General features: G+C 61.3%; 8 protein-coding genes. 2 read left to right on the top strand and 6 right to left on the bottom strand.

Features of this window, described 5'->3' with window-relative positions; all coding sequences use genetic code 11:
* Positions 1-14 precede the first annotated feature (14 nt).
* The 6 genes from AACH55_RS01100 to AACH55_RS01075 form a co-directional block, all read right to left on the bottom strand.
* The gene (locus tag AACH55_RS01100) at positions 15-1211 is read right to left on the bottom strand and encodes an acetyl-CoA C-acyltransferase (RefSeq protein WP_338717559.1); all 1197 of its coding nucleotides are present in this window, start codon (positions 1209-1211) and stop codon (positions 15-17) included.
* 49 nt (positions 1212-1260) lie between these two features.
* The gene (locus tag AACH55_RS01095; RefSeq protein ID WP_338717558.1) at positions 1261-3648 is read right to left on the bottom strand and encodes a 3-hydroxyacyl-CoA dehydrogenase/enoyl-CoA hydratase family protein; all 2388 of its coding nucleotides are present in this window, start codon (positions 3646-3648) and stop codon (positions 1261-1263) included.
* 232 nt (positions 3649-3880) lie between these two features.
* Positions 3881-5671, bottom strand: a complete 1791-nt coding sequence (locus AACH55_RS01090) for an acyl-CoA dehydrogenase C-terminal domain-containing protein (protein ID WP_338717557.1) — start codon at positions 5669-5671, stop codon at positions 3881-3883.
* An 18-nt stretch (positions 5672-5689) separates the two neighbouring features.
* Positions 5690-6391: a TetR/AcrR family transcriptional regulator gene (locus AACH55_RS01085; RefSeq protein WP_338717556.1), complete on the bottom strand. Its 702-nt coding sequence runs from the start codon at positions 6389-6391 to the stop codon at positions 5690-5692.
* Between the two features lie 219 nt (positions 6392-6610).
* Entirely contained in the window at positions 6611-7069 is a 459-nt protein-coding gene (locus AACH55_RS01080; protein ID WP_338717555.1) for a hypothetical protein, read from the bottom strand.
* A 93-nt stretch (positions 7070-7162) separates the two neighbouring features.
* Positions 7163-7537, bottom strand: a complete 375-nt coding sequence (locus tag AACH55_RS01075; RefSeq protein WP_338717554.1) for an RNA-binding S4 domain-containing protein — start codon at positions 7535-7537, stop codon at positions 7163-7165.
* Positions 7538-7708: 171 nt separating this feature from the next.
* Here AACH55_RS01075 and tssI point away from each other — a divergent pair, with 171 nt between their 5' ends.
* Both tssI and AACH55_RS01065 read left to right on the top strand, forming a co-directional pair.
* Positions 7709-11905, top strand: a complete 4197-nt coding sequence (gene tssI, locus AACH55_RS01070; protein ID WP_338717552.1) for a type VI secretion system tip protein TssI/VgrG — start codon at positions 7709-7711, stop codon at positions 11903-11905.
* A gap of 9 nt (positions 11906-11914) precedes the next feature.
* Positions 11915-13567, top strand: a complete 1653-nt coding sequence (locus AACH55_RS01065; RefSeq protein ID WP_338717551.1) for a tetratricopeptide repeat protein — start codon at positions 11915-11917, stop codon at positions 13565-13567.
* The last annotated feature ends 39 nt before the right edge of the window (positions 13568-13606 follow it).

Genomic DNA, 13606 nt, shown 5'->3' with positions numbered 1-13606 from the left:
CTTGCGGGCGCCGATCAGACGCGTTCGAAGATGCCAGCAGCACCCATGCCGGTGCCCACGCACATGGTCACCATGCCGTACTTCAGGTTCTTGCGGCGCAGTGCATGGATGGCGGTGGCCGCACGGATGGCACCGGTGGCCCCAAGCGGGTGGCCCAGGGCAATGGCGCCGCCCATGGGGTTGACCTTGCTCGGGTCCAGGCCGAGGTCGCCGATGACCGCCAATGCTTGCGCAGCGAAGGCTTCGTTCAATTCGATCCAGTCGATCTGGTCCTGCGTCAGGCCACCGGCCTTCAGCGCCGCAGGAATCGCTTCCTTCGGACCGATGCCCATGATCTCCGGCGGCACGCCGCGCACGGCGAAGGAGACGAAGCGCGCCAGCGGGGTCAGGTTGAATTGCTTCAGGATCTTTTCCGAGACGATGATCAGCGCACCGGCGCCATCGGAAGTCTGCGAGCTGTTGCCCGCGGTGACGCTGCCCTTGGCGGCGAAGACGGGCTTCAACTTGGCCAGCGCGGCCAGGTTGGAATCGGCGCGCGGACCTTCATCCAGGCTGACGGTGCGGGTCTTGATGTCGATCTCGCCGGTGGCCAGGTTGGGGAAGCGCTCGACGATCTCGACCGAGGTCATCTCGTCGGCGAATTCACCGGCCTGCTGGGCGGCGATGGCCTTCTGGTGCGAGGCCAGCGAGAACTCGTCCTGCGCTTCACGCGAGACCTTCCACTGCTGCGCCACCTTCTCGGCGGTCAGGCCCATGCCATAGGCCATGCCGACGTTCTCATCCTTGAAGGCATTGATGTTGATGGAGGGATGGAAACCCATCATCGGCACCATCGACATCGATTCGGCACCGGCCGCGATCATCACATCGGCTTCGCCCACGCGGATGCGGTCGGCGGCCATGGCGATGGCGGTGATGCCGGAGGCGCAGTAGCGGTTGATGGTGACGCCGCCGATGGTATTGGGCAGGCCGGCCAGCAGCACGGCATTGCGCGCCATGTTCAGGCCCTGTGCGCCTTCGGGGAAGGAGCAGCCGACGATGGCGTCCTCGATCAGCTTGGGATCCAGTCCCGGCACCTGCGCCACGGCGGACTGGATGGCACGCACCAGCAGGTCATCCGGGCGGGTGTTCTTGAACATGCCACGCGGCGCCTTGCCGATGGGGGTACGGGTGGCGGCGACGATGTAGGCGTCTTGCAGTTGTTTGCTCATTACCAAATCTCCTTGGACTCTCCCTCCCCCTCCGGGGAGAGAGATTTCATTAGTTGCGCACAGGCTTGCCGGTTTGCATCATGCCCATGATGCGTTCCTGGGTCTTGGGGTGGTTGAGCAGCTCCATGAAAAACTTGCGCTCGATATCGAGCAGCCATTGTTCATTGACGATGCTGCCCTCTTCCACCTCGCCACCGGCGACGGTTTCGGCGATCATCTTGCCCAGCTTGAAATCGTGCGCCGAGATGAAACCGCCATCACGCATGTTGACCAGCTGCGCCATGATGGTGGCCAGGCCGTTGCGGCCGATCACCGGTATCTGCGGCGGCAGCTGCGGACGATAGCCGGCGTCGAACAGCGCGCGCGCTTCGACCTTGGCCACGTGCAGCAATTCATACGGGTTGAAGACGATCACGTCATCCTCGCGCAGGTAGCCCAGCTTGCGCGCTTCCAATGCGGACTTCGACACATTGGCAGTGGCCGCAGCCAGCATGTATTCCTTCAGGAATTGCAGGATGTCGTTGCCCTTGGCTTCGCGGGCAGCGCGCACGGCGGCTTCCTTGAGACCGCCACCGGCCGGGATCAGGCCCACGCCCACTTCCACCAGGCCGATGTAGGACTCGATGGAGACCACGCGCTTGGCCGCATGCAACAGCAGTTCGCAACCGCCACCCAGGGCCAGGCCGGCGACAGCGGCAATCACCGGCACGCTGGCGTACTTCAGACGCTGGTGCGCCTGCTGCAGCTGGTGCACCACCGGCTCGATGGCCTTGACGCCACCGGACATGAACAGCGGCAGCATCGACTGCAGGTCGGCACCGGCGGAGAAGGCGCCGCCTTCAGCCGCATCCGGATGCCAGATCACCAGGCCCTTGAAGTTCTGTTCGGCTTCGGTGACGGCCTTGTTCATGCCGTCGATCACGCCCTGGCCGATCACGTGCATCTTGGTCTTGAAGGACAGGATCAGCACATCGTCGTTCTGATGCCAGATGCGGACCGATTCGTCTTCGAAGAAGGTGGTGCCGGCACTCCTGCCATCGGCCGCACCCTCGCCCACCAGCGGCGCGCGGAAGGCCTGGCGCTGGTAGACCGGCAGGTCGGAACGGGCCACGTCGGCCTTCTTCGAGGGCGAATACGAACCCTTCTCCGAATGCACGCCATCACGACCGTCGAAAACCCAGTCGGGCAGCGGTGCGTTGGAGAGCGCCTTGCCGGCATCAATGTCTTCCTTGACCCATTGCGCGATCTGCTTCCAGCCGGCGGCCTGCCAGGTCTCGAAGGGACCGACGCTCCAGCCGAAGCCCCAACGCATGGCGAAGTCGAGATCGCGTGCGTTGTCGGCCACCGATTCCAGATGCACGGCGATGTAGTGGAAGGCATCGCGGAAGATGGCCCACAGGAACTGGCCTTGCGGATTGGTCGAATCATGCAGCGCCTTCATGCGCTTGACCGGATCCTTTTCCTTCAGGATGCGGGCGATGATGTCATCGGCCTTGCCGCCGCCCGGCACGTAATCACCCTTGGCCGCGTCGATGCGCAGGATGTCCTTGCCGACTTTCTTGTAATAGCCGGCGCCGCTCTTCTGACCCAGCGCGCCCTGCTCGACCAGCCTGGCCAACAGCGGCGGGGTGGCATAGGTGGAGAAGAAGGGATCATCCTTCAGGTTGTCCTGCATGGTACGGATGACGTGACCCATGGTATCCAGGCCCACCACGTCGGCGGTACGGAAGGTACCGGATTTGGCGCGGCCCAGCTTGGCGCCGGTCAGGTCATCGACCACATCGACCGAGAGGCCATACTTGTCGGCTTCGATGATGGTAGCCAGGATGCCGAACACGCCCACGCGGTTGGCCACGAAGTTGGGGGTGTCGAAGGCGCGCACCACGCCCTTGCCCAAAGTGGTGGTAAGGAAGGCTTCGAGCTGGTCGAGGATGTGCGGTTCGGTCGAGCGAGTCGGGATCAGTTCGACCAGGTGCATGTAGCGCGGCGGGTTGAAGAAGTGCACGCCGCAGAAGCGCGCCTTGAGGCCCGCATCGAAACCTTCGGAGAGCGCATTGATCGACAGGCCCGAGGTGTTGGAGGCGAAGATGGCCTTGGGTCCGATGTGCGGAGCGACCTTCTTGTAGAGGTCGTGCTTCCAGTCCATACGCTCGGCGATGGCTTCGATGATGAGGTCGCAGCCTTCCAGCACGGCCAGATCATCTTCGTAGTTGGCGACCTGGATCAAGGCCGCGTCATCCTTGTTGCCCAGCGGTGCGGGGCTGAGCTTCTTGAGGTTCTCGATGGCGCGTTGCACGATGCCGTTCTTCGGGCCTTCCTTGGCCGGCAGATCGAACAGCACGACCGGCACGCGGGCATTGATGCAATGGGCGGCGATCTGCGCCCCCATGACGCCCGCGCCGAGCACGGCCACTTTTTTGACGATGAAATTGGACACGCAAATCTCCTTTGCTGGTGCTTCAGACATGAAACATGAATTCGGGGCCAGGCAAGCTGCCGTATCGCCGGGAGCGAACGGCTACTGTACGCCTGTTCGCCGCCTGGCTGCAGGGCGGCTGCTCACAGGATGCCTCGTCGTGGTGACGCAGCCGTGACGCCGTGCCGGGCCCAGTTGCGGTAGATCAACGCCGCGTGCAGTCCGGCGACCCGCACGCGGCGTGCTATTGCGCTCAGAACAACTCTGCGTCCAGCGCCATCAGATTGGCCGCACCCGAACGGGCCTGGCGGATCAGCATCGCGGTTTCCGGCAGCAGGCGCGCGAAGTAGAAGCGTGCCGTGGCCAGCTTGGCGGTGTAGAAGCTGTCGCCGCTGTCCTGCTTTTCCAGCGCGATCTTGGCCATGCGGGCGAACAGGTAGGAGAACACCAGATGGCCCACCACGCGCAGGTAAGGCACGGCGGCGGCACCGGCTTCATCCTGATTGGCGAAGGACTTCATGCCGATTTCCATGGTCAGCTTGGTCACCTTGTCGCCGATGTCGGCCAGCGGGGTGATGAATTCGGACATGGCCTCATCGGTACCATGCTCTTCCACGAAGGCCTGGATCTGCGCGCCGAATTTCTTGAGCTTGGCGCCGTTGTCCATCAGGATCTTGCGGCCCAGCAGGTCCAGCGACTGGATGGTGTTGGTGCCTTCGTAGATCATGTTGATGCGGGCATCGCGTACGTATTGCTCCATGCCCCATTCGGCGATGTAGCCGTGGCCGCCATAGACCTGCAGGCATTCGGAGGTCGCCATCCAGGCATTGTCGGTGAGGAAGGCCTTCACCACCGGGGTCAGCAGGGCCACGATGTCGGCGCTGTCCTTGCGCACTTGTTCATCGGGGTGGGTCAGTTCCTTGTCCAGCTCCAGCGCGACATAGGAGGTGAAGGCACGGCCGCCTTCGGCAAACGCCTTGGCGGTCAGCAGCATGCGGCGCACGTCGGGGTGCACGATGATCGGATCGGCCGGCTTGTCGGCGGCCTTGATGCCGGACAGGCTGCGCATCTGCAGGCGGTCCTTGGCGTAGACCAGCGCGTTCTGATAGGCCACTTCGGTCAGGCCCAGGCCTTGCATGCCCACGCCCAGGCGGGCTGCGTTCATGAACACGAACATGGCCTGCAGGCCCTTGTGCGGCTGGCCGATCAGCCAGCCGGTGGCGCCGTCCAGATTCATCTGGCAGGTGGCATTGCCGTGGATGCCCATCTTTTCTTCGATAGCACCGCAGAAGATCGGGTTGCGTGCGCCCAGCGAGCCGTCGGCATTGGGCAAAAACTTGGGAACCAGGAAAAGCGAAATTCCTTTCGAACCTTCCGGTGCATCGGGCAAACGCGCCAGCACCAGATGAACGATATTGGCGGAAACGTCGTTTTCTCCGGCGGAGATGAAAATCTTGTTGCCCGTGATCTTGTAGGAGCCATCGGCCTGCGGCTCGGCCTTGCTGCGCAACAAACCCAGGTCGGTACCGCAATGAGCTTCGGTCAGGCACATGGTGCCAGTCCATTCGCCCGAGACCAGCTTGGGCAGGTAGAGCTGCTTCTGTTCTTCCGAACCGTGCGCATGCAGGCACTCGTAGGCGCCGTGCGACAACCCGGGGTACATGGTCCAGGCCTGGTTGGACGAGTTCAGCATCTCGTAGAAGGAATTGTTGATCGTCAGCGGCAGGCCCTGGCCACCGAATTCCGGATCACAGGACAAGGCCGCCCAGCCGGCTTCGACGTATTGCTTGTAGGCTTCTTTGAACCCCTTGGGCGTGGTGACGGTCTTGCTCTCGCGATCGTAATGGCAACCCTCGCGGTCACCCGAATGGTTCAGCGGGAACAGCACCTGCGACGCAAACTTGCCACCCTCTTCCAGCACCTGGTCGACCAGTTCGCGGTTGGTGTCGGCATGCGGCGGCAGTTCTTTGAAGACTTCCTCGACATTGAGCAGCTCGTGCAGCACGAATTGCATGTCGCGCAAGGGGGCGTTGTATTGGGGCATGAATGTCTCCGGACAGGTTTAGGCGGCCTTCCTGGCTGCCGATTTGGAATTCTTGGGAGTGGCCGTGCTGGCGCTGTCGCTGCCTTGTGGCCGGTAGCTGTCGATCAGCCGGCGGAAGCTTGCCTCGGCGCGTTCAACGCTGCCGGGGATGTGCAGGAAGCGCGCATCGTGATGCAGGGCCAGGATCAGGCCATACATTTCGTAGACCATCTGGCTGACCTCGATGTCGGGGCGCAGATGGCCGGCCTCGATGGCCTGCTTGATGCAGCGCTCCAGCGCATCGCGCCAGGCCTGGACCATGGCCACCAGATGATCGCGGATGGCGCCGGGGCGGTCGTCATATTCGACCGCGCCGCTGATGTAGATGCAGCCCAGGGCGATTTCCACCGTGACCTGCTTGATCCAGCGGGCGAACATGCCTTCCAGGCGCGGCAGACCGCGCGGCTCCTTGATGGAGGGATAGAACACGTCCTGCTCGAAACGGGTGTGGTACAGGCGCACGACCTCGATCTGAAGATCCTCACGCGAGCCGAAATGGGCGAAGACGCCGGACTTGCTCATCTTCATCTTTTCAGCCAGCAGGCCGATGGTGAGCCCTTCCAGACCGTCGCGGCTGGCCAGCTCCAGCGCCACGTCCAGGATGGCGGCACGGGTCTGCTCGCCCTTGCGCAGGAACTTGGGCCGGGCGGGCGCGGTGGGCAGCTTGCTTGTCTCTGTCATCGTTGTCTCTTAGATATCCGCCGCAGGCGGCGGCGGGGAGGAACCGGTTCGACGGGCGCGGCTCTGGGTCCGCTGTCTTGTGCCCTTGCTGATCCGACATGAATTTATCTTCATACCGAATTAATTCGAACGATCGTACTATTATTCATCGCGCCGCAAATGTCAAACAAAAAAATCGGCATCGGACGAGGTGGCGGATTTTGCCGGCAGGCAAGGGGCTCAGGCGCCGGCCGGAGGGGCGGCGAGGCCCAGCAGGTCGTGGGCATCGAGCAGGGCGTAGACGATGGTGGGATTGTTTTCCAGGCACTTGCGGATGGCGGCCGGGATGGTGTCGCGGGTCTTGCGGCACAGGCCGGGTTGCTCGGCCAGATGGATCTGCAGGCCGCGTACGGTGCGCACTTCGTTGGGGCCAGGGCTGATATGCAGATGAATGCCGAGATTCTTGCGCATCAGGCTGCCCACGTGCAGCAGTTCCTCATAGGTGGTGATGCGGGTAATGCGCTCGATCAGACGTTTTTCTTCTTCGCGGGTGAGCCAGAGCACGCGCGCCTCGGGCGCGTGCAGGCATTCCATCAGCGCTTCACGCTGGCAGTCGCAAGCGCCGGGCGGGCACTCCTTGCGGAGCGGCCGCGCCACCGGTACCGGCTGCATCGATTCGGAAGAAACCACCTGAGTCATCTGCACCTTCACATCAGCGTAGGAGTAAAGACAGGCCTGCAAAACCGGTCCTCATCTTACAACGAGCCTGCGTTGCGGTGGCGTGCCGCGAACTCAGGAGGACGAACGGTCGAGCAGGCGCCGGTCGCGCTTGGTGGGGCGTCCCTTGATTTCGGCGGAGGGCTCGCGGAAGAGCCGGTGTCGCTCGGCCTGGGCGGCGCGACGGGCGATGCTCTCTGCGGTTTCCTGGTAGAGGGTGGCGGCGATGGTGGCCGAGCCGCGCTTGTCGGCGATGCCGGTGACCAGCACTTCCCATTCGGTGGCGCCGTTGTCGACGTCGAGGCGGTCGCCGGTCTTGACGTTATGGGCGGGCTTGGTGCGTTCGCCGTTGAGCTTGATGCGGCCGCGCTCCACGGCTTCGGTGGCCTGCGAACGCGTCTTGAAGAAGCGCGCGGCCCAGCACCATTTGTCGATGCGGGTGGTGTCCATGTCGAGGTGAGGATGGGTCGGTGTCCGGTAATTATCGATATTTTTCGAATCATTTGCTCAAGAAAATCGGGATTCACTCCCTTTCTTTGACCGATGCCGAACAGGGTGGGCCGGCGTCACTATGCTGGGCAGTTTTTTGCAAGCGCGTTCGCCGCTGTCCTTCCCGCCGCCATGACAGATCACTTCCAGCGCATCACCACTGCTTTCGCCAGCGCCCTTCTCTCGCAGAAATGCCGTCCCCTCCGGCTACGGTGGCGCCCACAGGAAACGCGATTTGAACAACTGCTGCTGATTCAGGGAGTCGACCTGAGAGAAGCCTGGCTGGAGGGACTGCAAGCGCAACTGACCTGCGTGTCGAGCGACCCCGAACTGCCCCTGCAGGCCCTGCTGGGGCAACCGTTGAGCATCGAGATGGTGACCGACCGTGGCGGCCTGCATCACACCAACGGGATCATCACCGATGCCCGCGCCTGCCAGGCCGACGGTGCGCTACGGATCTATCAGCTCACGCTGCAGGATGCGCTGACGATCATGGAAGGACGCATCAATACCCGCATCTTCCGCCAGTTGAGCGTCCCCCGCATTCTGGAAGTGCTGTTGAGCGAATGGCGCCAGCGCAGCCCTGCCCTGGCGATGGCCTTCGACTTCGATCTCGACGCACTGGAGGACATCCGCTATCCGGTGCGCGAGATCTGTCACCAGTTCAACGAATCGGATGCGCACTTCATCAGACGCCTGTGTCGGCGCGAAGGCATCTTCTGGTATATCGCCAGCCCCCAGCCCGCTCATAAGACATCCGGCACAGCGACCGATACCCCGGTGCACAGGCTGGTATTTTGCGATTCTGCGGCACGGCTGCCGCGGGCTGCTGCCGATACGGTGCGCTATCACCGCAACGGCGTCACCGAAGAACGCGATGCCATCAGCGCCTGGAACCGCCAGCGCAGCCTGGTGCCGGGCAGCGTATGGCGCGGCAGCTGGGACTATAAGGCAGTGCGCATGGGAGTCGCCACCAGCCAGAGCATGCTGGACCAGGGCGACGCGGGACATGAACTGGCGCGTATCGTGGAGGATAGCCTGATCGAGGCACCCCACGTTGCCGATGGCCTGGACGATCACTTGCGCCTGGCCGATGCACGCATGCTGGCGCACGAAGGCCGCAGCGAGTCCTTCGAGGGCAGCGGCACGGTGCGCGACCTGGCCGTGGGGCACTGGTTCGTGCTGGAAGGCCATCCGGACCTGCGTGGACAAGATGCTACCCGGCGCGAGTTCGTAGTGACCTCGCTGCATCAGCAGGCCGAGAACAATTTCCCCAAGGCGCTCCAGGAGGCCATCGGGCGGCTGCTGCATGTATCGACGTGGGAGAACCTCGCACATGACACCGCAGACATGCGCTACCGCAACCAGCTCACCTGTCGGCGCCGCAACGCACCGCTGACACCGCACTACGATCCCCGATTGCATCTGCCGCTGGTCCACCCCATCACGGCACTGGTCGTGGGGCCGGCGCATGAGGAGGTGTACTGCGATGAACTGGGCCGCATCAAGGTGCAACTGCAGGGCCTGCATGCGCAAGATCATGAGCATGCCCAAGGGGCCGGCACCAGCGGCCATGACCAGGACAGCGCATTCGTGCGCGTCTCGAGCGCCTGGGCCGGGGCGGGCTATGGCCACGATGTCGTACCGCGGGTCGGCATGGAAGTGCTGATCGATTTTCTCGGTGGCGATCCGGACAAGATGTTCGTTGCCGGCGTCCTGCACAACGGCATGAACCTGCCCGCGCGTTTCAGCCACGGCGGTGGCTTGCCCGGCAATCGCTTTCTCTCCGGCATCAAGACGAAAGAGATTGACGGCGTGCGCTACAACCAGTTGCGCCTGGATGACACCCCTGGCCAGATCAGCACGCAACTGGCCAGCGAGCACCAGCACAGCCAGATCAACCTGGGCTATCTCACCGAACCGCGCTATGACGGGCAAGGCGATGATCGTGGCGAGGGACTGGAAGCGCGCACGGATGGGCATGGCGTGCTGCGTGGCGGCAAGGGTGTCCTGATCACGGCTCAGCGCCAGGACCGTGGACGTGGCCGCATGCTGGAGCGTGCGGCCCTGCTGGAAACGCTGCACAGCCTGCAGGATCTGGCACACCGACTGAGTGAGGATGCTGCCCGGCATCGTGCGGAAGCGACTGATCTGGCGTTACTGGAGCGCATCAGGATGCAACTGCAGGCCTGGGATTCTGGCGATGCTGCCTCCGGCACAATGCGCGTCGAAACACCCATGGTCGCTCTCGACGCACCTGCGGGTGTGAGCATCACGAGCCAGGACACCATGGTGCTGGGCGCGACGCAACACATCGATGTAGTCAGCCAGACCAATATCCAGGTCAGCACAGGGCGCAGGCTCCTGATGCGGGCCGGCGAAATGTTTGCCGCCTTTGCAGCCAGGCACATGAAGCTGATCACCGGCAAAGGCAGCATCAAGCTGCAAGCCCACGAAGAACATATCGACCTCTCCGCGGCGCGACGCATTCTGCTGGAGGCCAGCGAAGAGATCATCCTGCAGGCGCCCAAGATCAGCATCCGGTCACGCGAGAACACGGAGGTCAGCGGCGGGGGCAGCTTCAGCCGCTGGAACGCCAGCATGATCGAGCATGGTACCGCCGGGGAATGGCGCCAGCACGCCGCCAACCATCACGTGCTGGGACCAGCGAATTGCCCGCCGCCCGATATCCCGCCACCGCCCACGTACGAAGAACTGCAGCAGAGCACCAGTCTGATGGTCCGTCTGGGTAGCCACGCGCGCGAGGGAAGTCCGATCTCGGCCATGGCAAAGAATACCCCGGGCTACGGCATGCTCGATGCGGATCAGGTCAAGCGTATCCGGCATCATGAGCGCCTCTCCGGCAAGCCGCACGAAGCTGGCCTAACACCCCAGGAGCGCCGCCTCTACTTCAACGCACTTTGGTTCTGTGAGGCCACCAGCGGCGCGCATGCTCATCTCACCTTCAAGGTCCGCGCCGGTGACGCTGGCAAGGTGCGGCAAAGTCTTGCAGAGGAAAGTGCAACCCGACTCTCCAAACCGGAATATCACTCACTGGTCCAGGCATCGACCGCCCATCAAAAAACGATACTCATCGATTACGAGCATGCACAGGGTGAACATGCCGTTGGCTATGTGATGGGACTCAACAGCGTCACCGATTATTGGGACACCAGGAAGCATTTATTTCACGATCCCCTTCGCGGAGCATCATGGGAAGGCGGTGGTGACGGGCTTCCTGGACTGAAGCCCTTGCAGGATTACGCTTGCCGCATTTGCGGTGAGGCCTTGATCAGCGTGAGCAAGAATTTCGTGGATGCCTGGAATCGGGTGGTCACCGCTGATCAGAAAATCCAGCGTACGCACGATCTGCAATCACCACCAGCGGGGCTCAGGAAAAGCGCCGGCAAATCTACCCACCGGGCTCAGATCGTGCGCACACAACCGGAGGAAGGCGACAAGACCATCCAGCGCCTCTATCGGCAAGCGACCAGCTTCGCTTCCAACTACATCTACATCGAGAACCAGTATTTCCAATACGCAGAGTGGGCCAAGTATCTCAAGCAGCTACGCCGTGACTTCATCGCAGGATGGAAGGCAGCGGGGCAGCCGATGAACAAGCTCCCCGATCTGCATGTCTTCATCGTCATCCCTACTCCGGAGCGTACGCAGATGGTTCCGGCCACGCATGAAACGGTCAAGGCACTCGGGCATGGCACATCGATGCCCAATCAGGACAAGGAGATCGAAAGAGAGCTGGCTCTTCGGGAACAGGAGAAAGAACTGGCGAGATACGAGTTCAAGGAAAGGAAAAATGGTACTCCGCCAGAGCTGATAAGTAAGCCCAGGTCGATTGCTCCCAACACCAATCCCCGAAGCAACGCAGACATTGCAAAGGAACTCGATTCCCTCGGCATCAAAACGCTCGTGGCCAGTCTGTGGACTTACGATCACGCCGGGGACAGCAAGGGAGAGAAATATCGCGAGATCTACATCCACAGCAAATTGATGATCATCGACGATGCGTTCTTTACGTTAGGTAGCGCCAACATGAATCTGCGCAGCATGGCGGTGGATGCTGAGATCAATATCGGGTGTGATGATCCGCTGTTGAGCGAGAACTTGCGGCGAGAGGTGTTCTCTTTGCACTCAGGGGATTCAGCGCAATGTGAGGGTGGAGACGGAAGCAGCACTTCCATTACGAATACGTTCATTTTATGGAAGCGCCTGCTAACCAGCAACAAAGTGAAAAGGGAGGAGCAGAACTGTCCAGTGGGTTTCTTGATTCCTTTCGAGGATAAGAGAACTTCGAAGATCCGTCTCGCCTGAGATCAAAAAATGGTCAATGGATTTCATGGCTTCCGTGCCGCAGTCTCTACCTATCCGAAAAGCTGGTTACTCACACTGATCACAATCTTTTTTACAGCGTGTTCTATGAATGACTTTACTCGCAATATGCCATTGGCAGCCTTCGATCCTCATGCAAAGGAGTTTGCCTGCAAATATGAAAAAGATGGCGAACCCGTCCTTGATGGACAAGCTGAAGACTGGTTCCGGGAGGGGATGGCCGTGACCAGCAATGACTTGTGGCCAGACGACAGAGACTATAAGACAGCAGCCTCCTTATGGAAGAAAGCAGCACAAAAAAATCACTGGAAGGCAATGCTGAACTTGGCCAGTCTCTACTTGGACGGCAGGGGATTGGGGAGAGATACTGAACAAGCCATTGTTCTTGTAGAAGAGGCCATGAAAATGGGCGTCCCCAGAGCTTACGAATTAATGGGCCGGTACCACATGAACGGCACCGGCGTGCAACAGAACGCAACACGCGCCTATGCGTTCTGGGCCCTTGCGGCCAAGATGGGCGATGCAGAAGCTCAGGCATATCTGGGCAGCAAACTCAATGCAACTTACGACGATGCTGGTGGCACGTTTTGGGGTAATAAATCAACCGCTCTTCAAATGCTCCGTTGTAGCTACGCGCAAGAAAATGCTGAAGCCAGCTTGAATCTCGGTGTGAGTTTGGAAGTCAATGGAAATTACGAGGAGGCCCTACATATCTTGCATGATGGAGTCAGATTCGGAAGCGAGGACAGCGCGAACTATCTGGCAGCCAGTTTCTTAATCCATACAGAACTAACCGGACAGCACATTGACCAAGATCGGGCCGAGCGCTACAAGGCAATCGGAGACATGCTCCGCCTCAACCCCGACCTCCGCCTCCCGAACCTGGACAAGGTTCTCCCTCTACCACCAGCTATCCTCCCCTACTGGGATGGCGACAAGCAAACCCTGATCGATGGCGCCAAACCCGTCAAGACAGCCTCGCTGGCGGACATCAAACCCTCCCCCGCTTCGCTGCGACAGGGCCGCGCTCACATCCCCGATGGCTTTGTCCTCCCTGATGAGCCACAAGGGGGGCATCTGATCCAGCATCCGCACACCGATGCCTTCATCAGCGGCTTCTGGCTCGCCCAATTGGTCAAACCTTACACACCCCGACAAGTCGCATGGAATGCCGCGCAGGTACCCATGCGCTACGAGAAGGGTGAATCCTTCATCCCTCCTGAGGACATCACCAAGGAGTCCGGCGTTCTTCGTTTCCACTATCTCGGAACACCGGTTCCCAGAGCGCCAGCTGCACGACATGTCCCCGACTGGCGGGTACCACAAGGTGTGCTGCGAGAGATTCCCGTCCCCTCACGCGAACTGCGCTCCACCGGCTTGCTCCCGGCACCTGCTACCGGCATCTGGCATGGCAAGGTCGATCCGACGCATCCACTGGCCAAGGTCTTCAATCAATGGAATCGCCAGGCCTATGTCGACGAAGGGCAGTCCTTTCCCGATCCACGTGAGCGTGGCCTGGATATTTCCCCGAAAGATATTCAGTGGCAATGGCTGGATCAGGCGAATCAGCCTCTGCCATCAGGACGCAAGGACATCACGATCCGCAATTTCGATTCCGCAGCATCGGCAGCAAAAGGAAACTGAGCCACTCGGCCCTACTCTTGCCACAAAGAAAAACGCCGG

Source organism: Herbaspirillum sp. DW155 (assembly GCF_037076565.1).
GTDB lineage: Bacteria > Pseudomonadota > Gammaproteobacteria > Burkholderiales > Burkholderiaceae_D > Herbaspirillum.
This window is presented reverse-complemented; position numbering and strand designations above follow the sequence as displayed.